This is a genomic window from Nostoc sp., from assembly GCF_036919555.1.
In the GTDB taxonomy this organism is placed as follows: Bacteria; Cyanobacteriota; Cyanobacteriia; order Cyanobacteriales; family Nostocaceae; genus Nostoc.
In genome coordinates this window covers 44,954-63,734 of sequence record NZ_JBALCS010000080.1, presented here as the reverse complement: position 1 = coordinate 63,734, position 18,781 = coordinate 44,954, and the positions used below count along the sequence as shown (strand labels likewise).

Annotated in this window: 19 protein-coding genes and 1 pseudogene; 5 read left to right on the top strand and 15 right to left on the bottom strand. The window is 42.4% G+C overall.

The window, feature by feature from the left end; all coding sequences use genetic code 11:
- The first annotated feature begins 296 nt into the window (after positions 1-296).
- From V7K36_RS22500 to V7K36_RS22490, 3 genes are all read left to right on the top strand, one after another.
- Complete coding sequence (locus tag V7K36_RS22500) at positions 297-1,979, top strand: ArnT family glycosyltransferase (protein WP_335119444.1); 1,683 nt, start codon at positions 297-299, stop codon at positions 1,977-1,979.
- Between the two features lie 362 nt (positions 1,980-2,341).
- Positions 2,342-2,839: a GNAT family N-acetyltransferase gene (locus V7K36_RS22495; protein WP_335119442.1), complete on the top strand. Its 498-nt coding sequence runs from the start codon at positions 2,342-2,344 to the stop codon at positions 2,837-2,839.
- Between the two features lie 120 nt (positions 2,840-2,959).
- Positions 2,960-3,604 carry a TetR/AcrR family transcriptional regulator gene (locus tag V7K36_RS22490; RefSeq protein ID WP_335119440.1) on the top strand — a complete coding sequence of 215 codons (645 nt, stop codon included), beginning with the start codon at positions 2,960-2,962 and terminating at the stop codon, positions 3,602-3,604.
- A 171-nt stretch (positions 3,605-3,775) separates the two neighbouring features.
- Here V7K36_RS22490 and V7K36_RS22485 read toward each other — a convergent pair whose 3' ends face one another.
- From V7K36_RS22485 to tnpA, 3 genes are all read right to left on the bottom strand, one after another.
- Positions 3,776-4,480, bottom strand: coding sequence for a gamma-glutamylcyclotransferase (locus tag V7K36_RS22485; protein WP_335119438.1), 705 nt, complete (start codon positions 4,478-4,480; stop codon positions 3,776-3,778).
- Between the two features lie 32 nt (positions 4,481-4,512).
- Complete coding sequence (locus V7K36_RS22480; RefSeq protein WP_335119436.1) at positions 4,513-5,118, bottom strand: rRNA large subunit pseudouridine synthase E; 606 nt, start codon at positions 5,116-5,118, stop codon at positions 4,513-4,515.
- Between the two features lie 286 nt (positions 5,119-5,404).
- A complete protein-coding gene (gene tnpA, locus V7K36_RS22475; RefSeq protein WP_335119434.1) occupies positions 5,405-5,806 on the bottom strand; it encodes an IS200/IS605 family transposase in 402 nt (133 codons plus the stop codon).
- A 46-nt stretch (positions 5,807-5,852) separates the two neighbouring features.
- Here tnpA and V7K36_RS22470 point away from each other — a divergent pair, with 46 nt between their 5' ends.
- Positions 5,853-6,977 (top strand): RNA-guided endonuclease InsQ/TnpB family protein, encoded by a 1,125-nt coding sequence (locus V7K36_RS22470; protein ID WP_335119432.1) that lies wholly within the window; start codon positions 5,853-5,855, stop codon positions 6,975-6,977.
- 55 nt (positions 6,978-7,032) lie between these two features.
- Here the strand turns inward: V7K36_RS22470 and V7K36_RS22465 are convergent, their stop codons facing one another.
- Positions 7,033-7,797 carry a methyltransferase domain-containing protein gene (locus V7K36_RS22465; RefSeq protein WP_335119429.1) on the bottom strand — a complete coding sequence of 255 codons (765 nt, stop codon included), beginning with the start codon at positions 7,795-7,797 and terminating at the stop codon, positions 7,033-7,035.
- Positions 7,798-7,939: 142 nt separating this feature from the next.
- Between V7K36_RS22465 and hisC the strand changes: the two genes are divergently transcribed.
- Complete coding sequence (hisC, locus tag V7K36_RS22460) at positions 7,940-9,022, top strand: histidinol-phosphate transaminase (protein ID WP_335119427.1); 1,083 nt, start codon at positions 7,940-7,942, stop codon at positions 9,020-9,022.
- 15 nt (positions 9,023-9,037) lie between these two features.
- On the opposite strand, the gene V7K36_RS22455 is transcribed toward hisC, so the two are convergent.
- The 11 genes and pseudogenes from V7K36_RS22455 to V7K36_RS22405 all read right to left on the bottom strand — a co-directional run bounded on the left by V7K36_RS22455 (position 9,038) and on the right by V7K36_RS22405 (position 18,771).
- Positions 9,038-9,589 carry a GNAT family N-acetyltransferase gene (locus V7K36_RS22455; protein WP_335119425.1) on the bottom strand — a complete coding sequence of 184 codons (552 nt, stop codon included), beginning with the start codon at positions 9,587-9,589 and terminating at the stop codon, positions 9,038-9,040.
- 245 nt (positions 9,590-9,834) lie between these two features.
- Complete coding sequence (locus V7K36_RS22450; RefSeq protein ID WP_335119423.1) at positions 9,835-10,263, bottom strand: O-methyltransferase; 429 nt, start codon at positions 10,261-10,263, stop codon at positions 9,835-9,837.
- Positions 10,264-10,274: 11 nt separating this feature from the next.
- Entirely contained in the window at positions 10,275-10,661 is a 387-nt protein-coding gene (gene hpxZ / locus V7K36_RS22445) for an oxalurate catabolism protein HpxZ (protein WP_335119421.1), read from the bottom strand.
- Between the two features lie 68 nt (positions 10,662-10,729).
- A complete protein-coding gene (locus V7K36_RS22440; protein WP_335119419.1) occupies positions 10,730-11,983 on the bottom strand; it encodes an MFS transporter in 1,254 nt (417 codons plus the stop codon).
- Positions 11,984-12,249: 266 nt separating this feature from the next.
- Complete coding sequence (locus V7K36_RS22435; RefSeq protein WP_335119417.1) at positions 12,250-13,026, bottom strand: sulfite exporter TauE/SafE family protein; 777 nt, start codon at positions 13,024-13,026, stop codon at positions 12,250-12,252.
- Between the two features lie 165 nt (positions 13,027-13,191).
- Positions 13,192-13,734, bottom strand: a pseudogene (locus tag V7K36_RS22430) (HAD hydrolase-like protein).
- A 249-nt stretch (positions 13,735-13,983) separates the two neighbouring features.
- Complete coding sequence (locus V7K36_RS22425) at positions 13,984-14,907, bottom strand: DMT family transporter (RefSeq protein WP_335119415.1); 924 nt, start codon at positions 14,905-14,907, stop codon at positions 13,984-13,986.
- Between the two features lie 286 nt (positions 14,908-15,193).
- Entirely contained in the window at positions 15,194-16,576 is a 1,383-nt protein-coding gene (locus V7K36_RS22420; RefSeq protein ID WP_335119413.1) for an LLM class flavin-dependent oxidoreductase, read from the bottom strand.
- Between the two features lie 68 nt (positions 16,577-16,644).
- Positions 16,645-17,238: a glutathione S-transferase family protein gene (locus V7K36_RS22415; RefSeq protein WP_335119411.1), complete on the bottom strand. Its 594-nt coding sequence runs from the start codon at positions 17,236-17,238 to the stop codon at positions 16,645-16,647.
- A gap of 429 nt (positions 17,239-17,667) precedes the next feature.
- Positions 17,668-18,582 carry a TauD/TfdA dioxygenase family protein gene (locus V7K36_RS22410; protein ID WP_335119409.1) on the bottom strand — a complete coding sequence of 305 codons (915 nt, stop codon included), beginning with the start codon at positions 18,580-18,582 and terminating at the stop codon, positions 17,668-17,670.
- Between the two features lie 60 nt (positions 18,583-18,642).
- Positions 18,643-18,771 (bottom strand): SDR family oxidoreductase, encoded by a 129-nt coding sequence (locus tag V7K36_RS22405; RefSeq protein ID WP_335119448.1) that lies wholly within the window; start codon positions 18,769-18,771, stop codon positions 18,643-18,645.
- Positions 18,772-18,781: the final 10 nt, after the last annotated feature.

Genomic DNA, 18,781 nt, shown 5'->3' with positions numbered 1-18,781 from the left:
GAAAATGCTCTAAATTGGTTTAATCATTGTGGTCTGTTTTTTGAGCCTATTAGATAGCTTTTTTTGTGGTGAATTTGATCGCAAACTGCTGTTAATCCGTATCCTTATTTTTTGGAAATTTAGTTTCGCACCGGGAACTAGACTAGTCTAAACTCCAGTAATTTATCAATGCGTAAGTTATGGTAAAAACCGTTTACCAACAGTTAAGAAATATGTCGCCAACAACATTAATCAGTTGACAACAGACTTCATCATCATGTATAAATTTTCTTACTGACCTAACTACAAAAGTTTTCATGTACAAAAATCGGCTATTTAAATCTATTTATGCCAAAATTGACAGCTTTCTAATACTGTCTCTTCTAACAGGTTTAATTTTTTGTGTATATGGAATTACTTGGGGACAAGTAGAAAGTTGGAATGGCGATGATATGTCCTTTGAATTTTTTGGGAGTTTAAAAAATATTTTTCATAGTCCAGCATGGTTTTTAAAACCACCTTTTCATGGATATTTTAATTTTTTCTTATGTTATGCTCCCCTAAGATTAATTGAATTTATTTTTAACTTACCTAAAAATTCTTTAGCTTCAGGTTTCATAGCACTCATTTCGTCTAGAACCTTAACAATTCTTTTGTTCTTAGGCTCAATTGCTCTAATTTTTCAAATAACTAAAAGATTTTTCGGAGTTTTTGCTGCTCGCGTTATCACACTTGTCTTTGCTACTAGCGCAGGATTTATAGCTTACAGTCATTTTTTAACAACAGATATTCCAGTAATGTTTTGGATGCTGCTAGCTTTTTATTTTAGCCAAAACATATCTTTTACAGGGAAGAGTTTTGACTATATCTTAGCTGGTTTTTTCACCGGAATTGCCACAGCTACTAAGTACAACGCTTTAGCTATTGGTATTACCATTGTTGTTGCTCACGCTTTATCATTCAATCAACTAGCTTGGAAAAAAATACTGTTGAGCAAAAAGCTTTTTGTAGGGTTGATAATGATTTTATTGGGTTTTCTATTTGCTAACCCTTTTGCATTATTAAATTATCCAACATTTCTCTCTGATTTTTGGTATAACTATGTAACTACTCCTATTTATAACGGAAAAGTTACTGGACATAGCTACTGGAAATTTTTTAGATGTTTTCAAGAACTTATTGGTTTACCTTCACTTATAATATTTTCTATTGCTTTTTTAGTTTCTTTATATTTGACTTTTATAAAAAAAGATAAGCATTTCTATATCAAACCGATATTCTTACTATTATCAGTCTTTTTGCTATATTATTATAAATTCGGTTCTTTCCCAAGATTGGAAGTCCGTTTCGTCTTACCTATTCTTCCTTTCTGGCTAATGATATCAGGACCATTTTGGAACAAAGTTAAGCCGAACAGAATGCTTGTATTAAGCCTTTTAATAATTCTCATGGGTTACAATACAGTTTCTAGTTTTTATGTAGGAAAGCGATTTTTAGAAGATCCCCGTATGTTAGCCCAAAATTGGGTTCAGAAAAATATTCCAGAATTTAGTTCAATAGAGTCTACTTTATATACTCCTAATTGGAACATTTTACCAAAAGTAAAACTAAAAGACGAAAGGTTTCCAACCATATTAGGAAGAAAAAAAATGTTTGAGAATATATTTAAAGATAATCTTTTTATGTTGAGATTAATTCAAATGCATGAAGGTAAAGTAGAGAATTTAAACTGGTATACTTTAAAAGCTCTAATAAAACGAAAACCAGAATATATTGCTATTAATTCCTTATATTATGAAAGGTTTCTGAATAAGAATAATAAAAAAATTTTGTATCCAGAAATAAATATTTTTTTTAATAATCTGATTCAGGAAAAATATCCTTATGAAATAGTCTTTGATAGAGAATCAAACAAGCCTCCTTCATGGATATACCCTGAGTACATCGATACTCTCCCTAATAGAATAATTATTTTTGCTAGGAAGGGACTTAGAGAATAAATACTTTAACCGTCTTAGCCTCAACCGTGCAAGGAAGTTTCGCGGTCGCTCCTTAACTTGAGAATATTTTTAATGTCTAATTCTATTTGATTTGCTTTCTCTCATATCGCTTTTAGTCTAAACTCCAGTCAGTAAAGTAGTTGATAATTTGGCTAGTTGATCTGTTGCCCTCTCATTAAAATTTCATATAACACAATACGGTTCAGTTAAGGTTGGTAATTGAGATTATTCTCAATAATTGAACCTAAGAATAAGTCTTTCAACATTACAAAAGTTCAAATTTTTCTTTAACTGAACCGTATTGTCATATAACATACTTAAAAGTCAAACAGGTATTTAATCTGAATGCCAGCCCTGAACCTATGAGCTATAACGAAATATCTTTTCGACCTGCCCAGGAAACAGATGCGTGGGTGCTGAGTGCAATTCATATTGCTGCTATCAAAACTTTGCCTGCAACTTTCTACACCCAAAAAGAACTTTTAGCTTGGCGTAATTACCGTGACAAACCTGATGGTTCAAATATCTTGAAGAGGATGAAAGTAGAAACTTTCTGGGTTGCGAGCAAGGGAGATTTTGTTATCGGTTTTGCTAGTTTTTTTGTTGATGAACTTATCGGGCTGTATGTCCATCCTAAATATCAAGGTAAAGGGATTGGGCGTGCTTTAGTTCAACATTTTTGCGATCAAGCAACTGAGCAAGGTATAGATAAGGTAATTACAATTGCTAGTCTTTATGCTGAAGGGTTTTATTTACGACTGGGATTTACTGCCATCCAAAGAGCGCCTCTTTATTTAAGAAGTGGGGTAGTTGTCCCAGTTACTCAAATGAGTAAAACATTAGCTACCGCACCGAATTAAATTTGAGAGGGTAAAGATTTTGAACAACTTTAAAATGCTGGTATCAAGATTATTTTTCCCCAAGTTGCGACCACTTTTTCTACATAACCTTATGATGTAAGTAGGTACTTGCCAGCATAAATGAATAAAAGCATCCGTTCATCAACTCTCACGCGTACACGTTTGATAGAAGCCGCCTCGCAGGTATTTGCTAGTTTAGGTGTTCAAGGAGCAACTACCCGTGAAATAGCTCGTGTTGCTGGTGTGAATGAGGTGACTTTATTTCGCCACTTTGCTAGCAAAGAACAACTTCTGAGAGCAGTAATCGAAAATGCCTTTGCACTCCAGACAGAAGCCCTTGCACACTCCGAAGCGTGGACGCAGGATCTAAAAATTGATTTAATCCAGTATGCCCATCTTTATAATACTATGCTTGAGACACAGGAAGACTTAATTCGTACTTTCATTGGAGAAGCTAAACGTCATCCACAGGAAGCCAAACAAGTGATTCAAGAAGCTGCCAAGCCTTTAGGAGAAAAACTGGTAGCTTACCTGCAATCGAGTCAGAAACGAGGCACTGTCAGAGCAGACCTTGATCCATTTCCGGCAGTCGATATGTTTACAGGAATGCTGTTAGCTGGAATGCTATGCCGCAGTGCAAAATTCAATCAAGGTAGCTATAGCTGTGAGGACTATATCGAAACCTGTGTAGATATTTTTGTGCGCGGTATCAGTGCCACTCCCCTCTCAGTTGTGAATGTGGCTCTAAGCTATGAGCCAAATTAGACAATTTATCGAAACAGAATTCAGGAGTCAGAATTCTTCTTGAATCTGAAGTAGTAAGTAAGTGGGTCAAATTAAATATAAAACCTCACCCTGCCTCCGGCTTCCCTCTCCGAACTCACGGAGAGGGATTGAGGGTGAGGTTTGATCTTATATTTAATTACGCCTACCTACCTACTTAGTTTCAGTAGAGCCGTCACTAACTAAAAGCGCTTGTTGTTTTGCCAGCACTTGTTTGCGTAACAAGAGTAATTGTCTATCTTTTATGCCTTCTGCGATTAATCCAGCGACAGTTTTCATGAGATAATCAGCACAGGAACCCAATTTTCCTGATGCGGTGGCAATACTATTAACAGTGGTTGTTAATGGTATTTGATCAGCGTACCTGGGATGTTGGCGATTGGCAACAAAAGCGATCGCTGGGAATTCTTGGGTACCATCAAACACTTTTACCCAACGAGCAAGGTAGACACCAGCCAACATCTCCCGTCGCCAAATCAGCAGTAATTCGGATGGTACATCAGCAGCAGCAATCCGATAAATAATACCACGACAGCTACCGCCCCGATCAAGTCCTAAGAGCAATCCGGGATTCTCTGGAGTCCCCAGACCAAGGATCATCCATGTACAGAAGCGCCGATGCCAACCATAAATGATTCCAGCACGGCGCTCGACGTATGTGATTAGGGGATTCCAAATCAGCGAACCGTAGGCAAATATCCAGATATCAGAATTTGGTGGTTGCTGTTGTAGTGTATCATCGAGCGATCGCTGTAACTCATCTTCGCTCAGGGTAGTTAGCTTGATTCCAGAGTGTGATGCTTCTAAGAGTCTGGTCTGTTGATTTCCGGCTTCGAGGTCGCTACGACTGAGTGACATAATGTAGATTATTTCCTTTTCTATAATCGGACTTACGCAAAATTTTTCGATTTACTAAAATTTTGATGCATAAATTGGCGTTCAGATGTGGTGAGGTCGCGCCATTGACCCAATTGTAGGTCATCTAATTGTAGGTGGGCTATGCTGACCCTGACCAGCCGCAAAGTTGGAAACCCTACAGCCGCAGTCATGCGCCGTACTTGGCGGTTTTTTCCCTCAGTCAAGGTCATTTCCAACCAAGCTGTCGGTACATTTTTGCGAAATCTAATCGGCGGGGTGCGTTCAGGTAGCTGTGGCTCTGTTGGTAAGAGCGTAACTTCTGCTGGTTGAGTGCGGTAATCTTGAATTTCCACCCCTGTTTGCAACCTTTTTATCGCATCTGCATCTGGAATTCGCTCTATCTGTACCCAGTAAGTACGTTTATGACCAAAACGGGGATGGGCGAGGCGATGTTGCAATTGCCCATCGTTCGTTAATAACAGCAACCCTTCACTATCCCAGTCCAAGCGTCCCACAGGATACACATCAGGTAGATTAATATAATCTTTCAGGGTGCTATGTGTGGGAGCATCTTTTGTAAACTGGCTGAGAACGCCATAGGGTTTGTAAAAAATAATATATCGGTAATGATTTGTCATTTGTCATTTGTCATTTGTCATTTGTCATTGGGCATTGTTATTCTTCTGTTGCTCCCCTGCCTCCTTCAAGGGTATTCTTTGTCTAAGTACAACATTTCATTAATTCATAGCTCATAGCGAAATCTCTGCGTGCCTCTGCGCTTTCCTCTGCGTTCCTTTGCGTTTAAATTTCAATCCTCAATTCGCCACGATTTTACGTAAAGCTGTACTAAATTTTTTACGAGTCGTGATGCGTAAAGCCCCCGTGTTTCCAACCGGGGGATATAAGCGAAATGGATGAATTTATTCATCCGTGATGTGGGTCATTGATATACTCCAAAACTCGCTGAGTACTAACTTTACCTGTGGTGTCAAACATATAAGAATGTGTCCAAAGAGAGGGAAGCTTCATTAACTCTGGGAATTCCTGCCTGAGATATCTAGACGAACGTCCTTTAAATGCTTTCACCACTTGGGATATTGAGTGATGTGGGTCATATTCGACCAACAAGTGAATATGGTCTGGGGCAATTTCCAGTGCCTTGATAACCCATTTTTTATCATTGGCAACAGACTGGAATATCTCAATACATCTAAGTTTTAGTGACTCCTGATTAGCGAAAACCCTTCTACGCCTACATGGTATCCAGACCAAATAAACAGTGGCCAACCCAAGCGTATGATTGTAATGATTATATACAGTCTTCATGTAGATAAATATTGACTATCTACATAATAGATGATATCATATCTACATGAAAACATTAAAGTTTAAGTTGTATCAACACAATCGGAATAAGTACCTCAAGCGTTCAATCAATGCTGCTGGGGTGATTTATAACCATTGTATTGCTCTCCACAAAAGATATTATCGGATGTGGGGTAAACACTTAAACTGTGCAAAACTTCAGGCTCACATTGCCAAGCTACGAAAGCGTAAAGAATTCTGGCAATCAGTAGGATCTCAGGCAGTACAGGATATCTGTCAACGCATTGAGAAAGCCTATCAGCTGTTTTTCAAGCACCACAAGAAAAGAGTCAGACCGCCTAATTTTAAGAAGGTTAGACGGTACAAGTCTTTCACGCTAAAGCTTGCTGGCTACAAATTTTTAAGTGATAATCGGATTAAGATTGGGAGCAAGGTCTATCAGTATTGGAAATCACGAGAGATTGAAGGAACAGTCAAAACCTTAACCATTAAACGAACTCCACTCGGAGAACTGTTTATGGTCGTGGTAGTTGACGGTGTGATTGAGCCACAAACCAGAGTCGAGACGGGTAAAATCGCTGGCTTTGATTTTGGCTTAAAGACATTTCTCACTGTCTCTGATGGTTCTCAGATTGAATCACCTCAATTCCTCAACCAGTCTCTCACTACCATAAAGGTTGCGAATCGCCAGCATTCTAAAAAGGTGAAAGGTTCAGCGAACCGAGAACGAGCTAGAAAACACCTCGTTCGCAAGCATGAAGACGTTTCAAGTCGTCGCTCTGATTGGTTCTGGAAACTGGCGCATGACCTGACCGATAAATTCGATGTTTTGTGTTTTGAGACGTTGAATCTCAGGGGAATGCAACGCCTTTGGGGACGTAAAATCTCTGACTTAGCATTCGGAGAATTCCTCAATATTCTTGAATGGGTTGCCCAGAAAAAAAAGAAGCAGGTCGTGTTCATTGACCGTTGGTATCCGTCTAGTAAGACTTGCAACCATTGCGGTCATGTTCTGAAAGAGTTGGATTTATCGGTAAGAGAATGGCGCTGTCCGTCATGCCAGTCTATTAATGGGCGGGATGAAAATGCAGCTAAGAATATTCAAGCGGTTGGGGCATCAACCGTTAAGTTAGGTGATGTTAGACAGGCTTTGCCTGCAATTGCTGTTTGAGCTTAGAATCTCCCGTTTGGAAAACGGGGGAGTATGTCAATTATTACTTTTTACTTCAAATACGTCCCCACATTAAGATGCGTTTATAGGGGAAAAAGAACGGACGCTCATCTTCTAGCAACTTGAACAGTTTCTGCTGATAACATTTTACAAATCGTTCATAGGTTTGGACATCTAGCTGCGATTCATATGCCGTTAGCAGTGTCCCGCGATACCACTCTACTACGGCTTCTCGTGAAGGCAGCACATGTCCATAAATCTGAAGCTTTACTTCCTGCTTCACAAACCCCAATTTATAAAGCAGTTTGGCGTATGTTTCTGGAGAAAGTACCTCTAAACGCCGCACATATCCTCCCAGTTCTTGACTAAATTCTTTTGCAGTCTCAACTGCTATCTTATGCACTGGCTCATTATCCATCGTTGGTATTTGTACAGCAAGCTGTCCACCAGGTTTTAACTTGCCCCGCAATTTCTCAAATAACGCCTCATGTTCCGTCAACCACTGCAATGCCGCATTAGAAAATATCACATCAAACTCTCCATCTCCTGGGTTTTCCTCAATTTTTCCTTGCTCAAACCGTAGTCCGTTACCTTCAAACTGACGAGCCTTTTGCAGCATTTTCTCAGAAGCATCTATCCCTAAAGTCTCCTGTGCTGCTAAGGTGTCGTGCAGATACTTCGTTAACTTTCCGGTTCCGCATCCTAAATCGAGAACTCGTAAGTTTTCTTGCCGATGTATCATATCTACCAAGTCGTAGAACGGGCGACTTCTTTCGGACTCAAATCGTTCATATAGTTCTGGATTCCATTTATCTGGCATCTTTTGATAATTCCTAATTCGTAATTTATAAAGCCGTATTTTTTGATGTAAACGACAAAAAACGATATTGTCAGAAATTGTGGGTTGAAATTTGCTTAAGATACACACCCAATACTTCGACGCCGCTCAGTACAAGTGCCCTATGACTAATTACTTTCGCTCCAACGTTAATGCAATGGCTAGCTATGTCCCAGGTGAGCAGCCCCAACGCGGTACACAGATCATTAAACTCAACAGTAACGAGAACCCTTATCCTCCTTCCCCTGCGGCACTAGCTGTGCTACAGAATATCGATGGCGAGTGGCTGCGGCGATATCCAGAACCATTTGGGGGAGAGTTCCGGCAAGCCGCAAGTAAAGTTTTAGGAGTTCCTAGCGATTGGATAATTGTCGGAAATGGTAGTGACGAATTGTTGAGTGTGGTGATTCGAGCCTGTGCAGAACCTGGGAAGAAGGTAGTCTATCCAATGCCAACTTACGTGCTATATCGCACATTAACAGAAATGCAAGCTGCGGAAATTATTGAGATTCCCTACAGCCAGGACTATAGTTTACCTTTAAAAGAACTGGTTGCTGTCGATGGTTCTGTCACATTCATTGCATCGCCTAATAGTCCATCGGGGCATGTGGTGGCAACAAATGATCTGCGAAAATTAGCCAGCCAATTATCTGGAGTTTTAGTAATTGATGAAGCATATATAGATTTTACCGAAGAAAATGCATTGGCTTTAGTAAAGGATTACGAAAACGTCATCGTAATTCGGACACTATCTAAAGGTTACTCATTGGCGGGATTGCGCCTGGGGTTTGCGGTGGCAAATCCCAAGTTGTTGCAGGGATTGTTTAAGGTGAAAGATAGCTATAACATTGATGCGATCGCTTGTGCAATTGGCACGGCTGCTATTACCGATCAAGCTTATAAAAATGCTTGTGTAGCAAAGATTAAGGCATCACGGACTAAGTTAGCAACAGACTTAAAACAATTAGGTTTTCATATTTGGGATTCTCAAGCTAACTTTTTGCTGGCACAACCTCTACAAATAAACGCAGAATATCTCTATCAAAAACTGAAGGAACGGGGAATTTTAATCCGCTACTTCAAGCAGCCTGGACTAGATGATAAATTACGCATCACTGTTGGCACCGATGAACAAAATCAAGCTTTAGTGGAGGCGTTAATTTATTTATTAGAGACTGGGGACTCTATCCGTAACTATGAATTATGAATTATCAATTATGAATTATTTTGACTTCTCTGCTTCTGAGAAATTGCTTGTTGCAAGAAGTTTACTTTCTGAGCGTTGCACAGCATATATATAGTGCGGGATGTCGCGCCAGAGTATCTCCTGAACGACCTTGAGGCCGTTCTTCTGGGCAACGCGCCGAGAGGGGATGTTCTCTGGACGAATCAAGGAAATGACGCGATTGAGTCCCAGCACGTTAAAGGCGTAGTCTTGGCAAGCAGATGCAGCTTCAGTTGCGTAACCCTGCATTTGTTGGTCACGGCGGACGTGGTATCCAATTTCGAGTTCTTGGCGTCCCTCAACTTCCTGCCAAATTAGTCCGCAGTCGCCGATTACCTCGCCTGTCGTCTTGAGAACCATCGCCCACAAGCCGACGCCGTGCTGTGCGTAGTTGTGGCGATGCCGGTCAATCCACTTTTGTACCATTTCGCGGTCAAATGGCTTTGGATAGTAGCGCATCGACTCTGTATCGCCGAGAACAAGCAGTAGCGCGTCGAGGTCAAAAAGCGTTATTTCCCGCAATAGTAAGCGATCGGTTTCCAATATCATGAGAGTTCAATCCAATCTAAGTACAGCATTTGATTAATTCGTAGCGAATTAAATTTGGCAATACCCTGCAATGCCAATGCATCGGCTTGCATTGTTAATTTGTCGGCTTGCATTATTAATGTGTCGGCTGCATTGTTAATGCATCGGCTTGCATTGTTAATGCATCGGCCGCATTGTTAATGTATCCCGATACAATGCCAATGCATTCCTTTGGAATGTTAATGCGTTCCCCTGCATTCAAAACGCTACGTTTCTATGCAAAAAAGCCTCCTGGTTTGAGAGCATTTATTAATATTTGAGGTTCCCTGAGTTTTGCCTTTCCGCCATCGGCAAATAACAAATACAAAGGGAGCATAGGTGAGCAAGTCGCGCCAGTCGCCTAGAAGTGCGCGGACATTAAACTTATCTGCAAATAGCTGTTGCACAAGTTTGGCAAGCTGGCGATCGCTTTCAATCGTAATGAATGTACTATCTGGGCGTAATGCACTCACAATCCACGCTGCACCAACTCCGCATCCACTACCAATCTCGCCAATTTGACCCTGTGTAATGTGGCTGGTGAGGACGTGCAACAAGCGACCAACTTCCGGGAGCGAAGATTGGGTAAACTCAAGTTGTGCAGCTAAGGATTCTGCTTGTTGCACCACTGGCGCCATTTCGGTAATGCTAGTCATAGTTTTTAAATTTACACTGGCAATAATGAAACATGGGCTGAAACCACTTTCCATCCCTCAGAAAACCTGTACCAAGTCTGGCTTTGTCGCCCGAAACGTTCTATACCATTAATATTGCGGCGAAACTCTAATGTCACTGCTGCTGCATCTTTCCCAAAGGTTACAACCTTGAGATTCAATATTTCTCGCTCTATTTTCGGGTTTGGTCGAGAGGCGCGAAAGTTACGAATTTCATCACCGCCATAGAGGTTTTCTGTGATGCCAAACCGCACTACTTCGGGTGCATCCCAAAATAAGCTATCCATCACCTCCAAATTGTTATTAGAAAGGGCTTCTTCATACTTGAGGTACAAATCAGTTACTTCAGTTACAACAGCAGGATCATTTATAGTAGTCATTGTTGTTACCAATTTCTAGTGTTATGGCTGATTATGCACTCTTTCAAATAGTCAGAGCTATTTTTCTTTTAAGCTCTTTCAGTATGTAGATTCAGACGAACCAGATCACGGAAGGCGGAAATTTGCTGCATAAAGAAAATTGAGCCTGCAATACAAATACTTGCACCGAGGATGACAGTATTGCTACTACCAATTTTGCTTGCTAGTGCGCCAGCTATTAAGTTGCCTATAGGTACTGCGCCTGTAGATGCCATAACGTAAAGACCTGTAATTTGCCCACGATTGCGATCGCTCACCAACAACTGAAGCAGAGTGCGTCCGGCAATTATCTGCAAAATAAAGCCGAAAGCAGCCGCCAACAATGAGAGTAGCGAAAGCCAGAATACACGGGATAGGGCAAAGACAATCAAGCTTATCCCCATAAAGCCTATGCCCAATGCCAGAACTTTACCTGACTCCAATGCATTGCTATGCTTAGTTAAATAAATACCACCAGCTAAGGTTCCCAAACTGGAAGCTGTCATTAAGAAGCCGAAGGTGTTAGAACCACCCTGTAAAATCTCCTTAGCAAAAATCGGCCCCAAAGCTAGGTAAAATCCCCACACGCAGCAGACTAAAGCCGAACCAATTAAGACTGATCGAATTGGCAAAAACCCAAAGGCATAGCTAAAACTAGCTTTCAATTCTTCTAAAGGTTTGTGTGTGAAAATGACGGCTTTGCTGGATGTCAGGCGGATTGATAGGAGGGCAATAATTACAGCAATGTAACTGATGCTATCAATCAGGAAACACAGCCCCGATCCCAACGCCACGATTAACAAACCGGCGATCGCCGGCCCCGCCATACTCGTCACACTCACAAGCGAAGAGTACAAGGCAAAGGCATTACCTAGATTTTCCTTAGCAACTGTTTCTGGAAGAAATGCCTGCCGAGTCGGAATATCGAAGGCGTTGATAATCCCTTGCAGCACACCGAGAAAAGCAATGTACTCGATATTAATTGTACCGCTCAAGGCTAGCCACGTCAGAGCCAAAGACCGAAGCATTCCCAAAATCTGAGCAATAAGCAGGATTTGGTGACGGTTCGTGCGATCGGCAATAATTCCACCCAGAGGAATCAACACAAGCGTGGGAATTTGGCTGGCAAAGCCCACTAGACCGAGTAACCAGGCCGAATCGGTGAGGCGATATACTAACCAACTAGTAGCCACTTGAGTCATTGACGTACCAATTAAAGAAATTGCCTGACCTATGTAGTACAGGCGAAAATTTCTGGAACTAAAAGCACGCAGCATGACTTGTGATTTTCTTGATGCTTCCATACATCACCCCTCAATAGTTCCCAGTCCTTAACCGTGAATAAAAAAGTAGGCAGTCATGCTGAAGGCAACAATCATGACAAATTTCCGAATTAAGTATTGTAGGGTGTGTTAGAACGCAGTTCGTAACGCACCAAACCCTTGATGATGGTGCGTTACGCTGTCGCTAACACAACGCCAGTTGCTACAACGGAGGGAACCTCCGCAACGCACTGGCTCCCCTACGTATCTTTTCAGAAATCAAATACTAGTCCTATAGTTCCCAGTCGTTAACCGTGAATAAAAAAATAGGTAGTCATAGTGAAGGCAACAATCATGACAAATTTCCGAATTAAGTGGGGTTCAAGTTTACGAGCATAGTGAGCACTTAAATAACCACCAAGGGAACCACCCACGGCCATCAAAATAGCTTGATGCCAAGCAATCACACCTGCAAAAATAAATGGAACGATCGCAATACCATTGATACAACTCCCTAAAAATGTCTTAAAAGCATTCATTTTGTGAATACTTTTGATACCTATAAATGTCAGAGTTGCCAGCATTAAAATTCCTAAACCTGCGCCGAAGAAACCACCATAGATTGCGATCGCTAGTTGAGCCAATACCAAATTAAACAAGGGTACAGATTTCGGTGATTTATCCTGGTTTTGGCGCTGCAACCACTTTTTGAACGGTTCCCCAAAGGTAAATACCAGAGTTGCTAGCAGCAATAGATAGGGAATCAGCTTTTTAAAGACATCTGGCGATGTATATAACAAAGCTATGGAGCCAATCATGCCACCAACTAAACTGACACCACATAGAAGTAAAAAATCTCGCCGCTCGATGCCTAAATCTTGACGATATGCTCCAGCACTTGCTAGAGCCGCCACCCACATCGCAGTATTATTCGTGGCATTAGCTGCGATCGGCGGTACACCCGTAAAAATGAGAGTTGGAAATGTAATAAAGCTTCCACCACCCGCTACAGCATTTAACCCGCCTGCAATCAAAGCGGTACTAAAGAGAAGTAAGCTATGAATAAACGTTAATGATGGCGGCATTATTTTAAATTACGAATTACGAATTATTAATCTGTGAATCTCACTTGGCGAATGGGCAATCAAGTCAGCACCATGAGCTTTCAATTCCTCCTCAGTTCCATAGCCATAGGTAACACCAATTGAAGCAATGTGATGGTGCTTGGCTCCAATGATGTCATGTGAGCGTTAGCGTTCGCGGAGCGTCTCGTAGAGAAGCTTAACGAAGTTATCGCCTACCATCACCACAGTAGAGGCTAAAAGTTTTTCTGTTAGTAAAATATGTTGAATTAAGTCCCCTTTTATGCTTCGCGTTCCGTCAAGTTCACTACCATAAACACCATCAAAAAGCAATGATAATCCAAAATATTCAATAATCTGCGTAGCATAAATGTATGATTTAGAAGTCGCAACAAAAGTTTTATAACCAGCAAAACGAATCACTTTTAGGATTTCTGGAATCTGGGGATAAAGAGAGTTTTCAAATAATCCAATCGTGGCAAAGCGACGACGATACAGTGAAATGGCCTGTTCAATTACTTTGCCATCTAAGGTCTTCAGTAACTACGAAAAACTGTCTTTCAGTGGTGGGCCAATACACCAATGCAATTTATCAGCATTCGGTGGTCTGTAACCGAGTTCAGATAGCGCATACTGAATGCAGCGAGTGATGCCAGGCTTAGGATCTGTTAATGTGCCGTCTAGATCAAAAAGGATAGCAGAGGAAAGCATATCTTATATTAATTAGTAATTCGTAATTTAAGAAAGTCAAGTTTAATCTGGGTTTCCAGGTCTACATCTTTAACTTTATTTGGGATAATTGGTATTACATAAAGCGGTTCTCGTTTATATGCAATACACTTTGACCTCTCTCCAACGCTACAAGGGTTGGGGCTGTTCTTGTTAGGTATGTATTGAACTCAACCCAGAAGCGCTCTAAAGTATTCTAAAATTCCCCATGCCCAATGCCCAATGCCCAATTTAACTCCTAATTTTGAGCGATTTCATAAAGCCTTCTGCACTAAGTAACGCGATCCCCAATGTGACAACACCAATCCCCACGCTCTGAATCACGTTTAAAGTTTCGCTAATAGTTATCCATGCAACTAGCGCGGTCAATGCTGGACTGCTAGAACCGATTATGGAAGCGGTAGATGCGCCAACCATCCGAATCCCCACATTGTTTAAAGTGTGTCCGAGAAAGCTAACTAGACCCGAAAATATGCTACCAATCCATAGGGGTGTCCAGTCAAGTTGGGCGATCGCAGGTGGCCAGAATAGTAAGCTAAAACCGGAGAGCAGTAGAGTGCAGGCAAAACTGATCCAGGTAAAGGGAACTGGATGAAATTTTTCTAAACATTTTTGAGCGATGATGCAATAAAAGGCGTAAACGATGCCAGCGCCAAAACTCGCGAAAATCCCGATCGCAATGGTATGACTGCTGTAGGTGGCAGAAGATTGGGGAATGGTGAGAGCGCTTCCCACCAGAATAATAGCCATCACCAGCCAACGGAACAATGTGGGGCGATCGCCAAAAAACCTCCAAGATAGCAGTGCTGTAAATACGGGATAGGTGAAGAAGAGGGTCAAGGCAATGCCTGTGGGAATCAAGCCAATAGCAATGTAGAGTGAGGCAATATACACAAACATCAGTACCCCACAGCCAAGAGCTTGGATTAGAACATCCCTGTGCTTGGAGGTGAACAAACCTTTTAATTCAGTCCAAGCAGATGGATATAGCTTGAATGATAGAGATGCCATGAGTGGAACCACAAGCAGCATTCGCATGAACATCAGCAAGAATGAATTCTGCAAATCCGGTTTAACGTATCCACCGAGTAAAAATAAACCGAGTACAAGATGTTCTGAAAACAAAACTCGGACAGTAACGTTGTGAAACGTCAAAACAAAGGAGGATAGTAGAACCGTTAAGATGCCCAACACGATAAAAAGTTTCCTTAGAGACGACTTGATTGTATTGTTAAAATCACTGGAATAACAAACCAGATGAAGTTTGAGGAAATCAAAGCCGTCGCTTCAAAAACACTGCCAGTTGTTCAATAGACCTCTTGCAAAAGTCTCTAACACCCCACCCCCAACCCCTCCCCGCTCTTCGGGAGGGGAGCGTTTGCGTCAGCAAATGCGGGGTGGGGTTCTTAATTTTTGATTTATGCAAGAAGTCTAATCAAAACTATCCAAAGGAACCGACGCCCACAGGTTCAGGAGCAGGCGCATTTGTGATGAACTGGTTTCCCGGACGGGGTAAACCGAGATTTTCGCGCAAGGTTTGGCCTTCATACTCAGTACGAAATATTCCTCGGCGTTGCAATTCGGGAATTACCAAGTCCACGAATTCATCTAAACCTCCAGGCAACCAGGGCGGCATGATGTTGAATCCATCAGCCCCACCATTGACGAACCAATCTTCTAACTGATCGGCAATGTGTTCTGGTGTTCCGAGAATCGTTCGATGTCCCCGCGCTCCTGCAATCCACAAATACAGTTGCCGGATTGTTAAATTCTCTCTGCGGGCAAGATCGGTGATCAGCTGCAAGCGGCTTTTGCCACCGTTGGTATCTGGCAGATCCGGCAGAGGCCCGTCTATGGGATACTTAGATAAATCATGTCCACCCACTAGCCCAGAGAGTAGCCCTAATCCTACCAGGGGATGGATTAACTCCTGAAGTTGCTCATATTTATCCTTAGCTTCCTGCTCAGTCTTACCAATTACCGGGAATACCCCTGGCATAATCTTGAGATGGTCAGAGGAACGTCCGTATTTAGCCAATCTCCCCTTGACGCTGGCATAGAACGCTTGAGCTTCTGCCAGTGTCTGCTGTGCAGTGAAGATCACCTCTGCTGTTTGGGCAGCCAAATCCTGGCCAGCCTCGGAAGATCCAGCTTGTACGATTACTGGATACCCCTGCGGTGGACGCGCCACATTCAGCGGCCCGCGCACCGAGAAATATTTACCCTTGTGGTGGGGAATATGCAACTTTTCTGGATCGAAGTAAATACCTGATTCCTTATTGTGGAGGAAAGCATCGTCTTCCCAACTGTCCCAAAGTTTGGTAACAACATCCACAAATTCCTTCGCCCGTTCATAGCGTAGCGAGTGTTCTAGGTGGTTTTCTTGGCTAAAATTCTGCGCTGCGGCTTCAGCAGCAGAGGTGACAAGATTCCATCCGGCCCGACCACCGCTCAGATAATCCAGTGATGCAAACTTGCGAGCAAGATGAAAAGGTTCATCGTAGGTCGTTGATGATGTCGCCACCAAGCCGATATGTTCTGTCACCGCAGATAGAGCCGACAACAAAGTTAAAGGTTCAAAGTGGACACTGAATTGTCCCGAACGGCTAAAAGCCTCAGCCCCTTGCCCTCTATCCCAGACGGCCAAACCATCTGCGAGGAAAAGCATGTCAAATTTGCCCCGTTCAGCCGTCTGTGCCACCTGCGTGTAATGTTGGAAGTTCAGACCTCCATCAGCCTGGGCATTGGGATGCCGCCATGCTGCGACGTGATGACCGGAACCGGGTAAAAATGCTCCGAGTTTAAGTTGTTTTTTCGTACTCATATTTCTATCTGCGAGGGCGTACTCTTGCTTTTTTCGTTCTCTTGTTTGCAACAAGAAAGTGTTAGTTATTAGGACTCTGGTATTGTTGCTTGTATGGAGGATCGTTTAGAGAATTCATCGTACCAATAGGCAAGTTTTGGATATTTCTGTCGCCATTGCAAATCAGGAAGACGGATCTCTAGTCCAAGTGCAGAGGCGAGAGTTATATGAGCAAGTTTCGGAGTTTGGTCGAGTTTATCTGATATCTTCTCGAAGTAGTCCAAAATTCTCAACGCCCGCGATCGCTCAAACTCGATCACCCCAAAAGACTGCTCACTCAGGGGACGCCTTAACTCCCGTACCCAGACAGCAATGCCATCTATGAACCCGCCAGTCATACCTTCAAGTTGCTGTAAAAAGCCATTAGAAATGTCAGCAACTAGTTTGATTTCAGGATTTAAGTGATTCAGATAAACGCATATTATGCGTGTTTCACTCAAGATAAATCCGTCGTCAGTCGCTAGCGTTGGAACTTTACCTCTAGGGTTGTAATTCAGTAGGTCGCTGTTTGGATCTCGTACAGTGACTTTTTGCATTTCGATGCGATCGCACAGATTCAGTTCTAGTGTAGCTACCCGTATAATGCGTGCATACGGTGAGTTAAGTGTATAGAAGAGTTTCATAAAAAAGTGCGATCGTTATTAGATACTGGGTTCAAATGTCTATCGTTTTAACATTTGAAAAAATCTGGTAAATAAATTAGGAAATGTCTAAAAGATATTTCAGTCGCATCTACTTTGAGTCTCCATCCAAGCTGAATCACCCCATTAAGCATCGCTCAACTCGGTTAGTAGTTCAGCAGCCCGCTCTACGATGTGATATGCGATCGCCCAATCCGCCTCTGTGTCATAGGGTTCATAAAGAAAAGAGGGGTAGGTTTTTCAGATTAGACCAATTTTTTGGGTTTTAGAACCAAAATGGTTGTCTCAAACCTTAAAAGTACGTTCAATAATTGAGACATTCCCAATTATTTCTTACAAACCTAAATACCTACCCTTGAAAGCAGAGGAGCAGGAAGAAATAACTAATGCCCCATGCCCAATGCCCAAATATTACGCAGTCACCGCCTCACGTCGGTTGTACTGAGAAGCGTCTCCCTTGATGGCCTCACTTTGTTTACCATCGATACCAACTGGGAGGTCGCCGACAATTGTGACTCGTTGAACGTGGCGGGGCTGGTCGCCGTAATCTGCGATCGCATAATGTTGAGTAGCTCGGTTATCCCAAAAGGCGACGTCACCAACTTGCCAACGCCAACGGACTGTGTTTTCAGGACGTGTTACATAAGCTTGTAACAGTCTGAGAATGTCATCTGATTCAGTCGTTGATAAGCCACGGAACTGGCGCACAAATCCGCCGATGAATAGCCCATGTTCGCCGGATTCGGGATGGATGCGTACAACTGGGTGCAGAGTCTCGTATACAGTCGAGGTGAAGACAGCCCGGTAAGCCTTGACATCTTCGGGTAGATCGAATCCAGTTGCATAGTCGTATTTGTTGCTGTGTACTGCCCAAAGTTGATCTGCAAGATTACGCAGATGGGTAGGTAAATCTTGGTATGCAGTCACGGAGTTTGCCCAGATTGTATCGCCACCGGTTGGGGGAATATCAAGCGCTCGTAAGATAGAGCCGAGAGGAGGACGGTCTATGAATGTCACATCGGTATGCCAGCTATTGGCGCGGGAAGTAGTGCGGCCATAGTTCAGGTCTAAGACTTCTGGATTTTCTGGAAGCGATGGTACAGTGGGGTGGGCTGTAGTGACTTCACCAAAACGACGAGCGAAGGCGACTTGTCCATCAGTATCGAGCTGTTGCTGACCACGGAAAAAGATCACTTTATGTTTGACTAGAGTCTTGCGAATATCGCTGATAATGTCATCGCTGAGGTTAGAACTCAGATTAACACCGATGATTTCAGCACCGATACGTCCTGCAACTGGTTTGATGTCAAAGTGTTGAGAACCCATGTTTTTTATCTCCAAGAAGTTTATGTTTTTACAATGTAGAGACGCGATTCATCGCGTCTGCTAAACACCAGGGGTAGAGCCACCATCAACGATAATCTCTGTTCCTGTAATCGATGCAGCAAGATCAGACACCAAAAATAACGCCAGCGCGGCAATTTCTTCTGGCTGGGCGATTCTTTTTAAAGGAATATTTTGGATG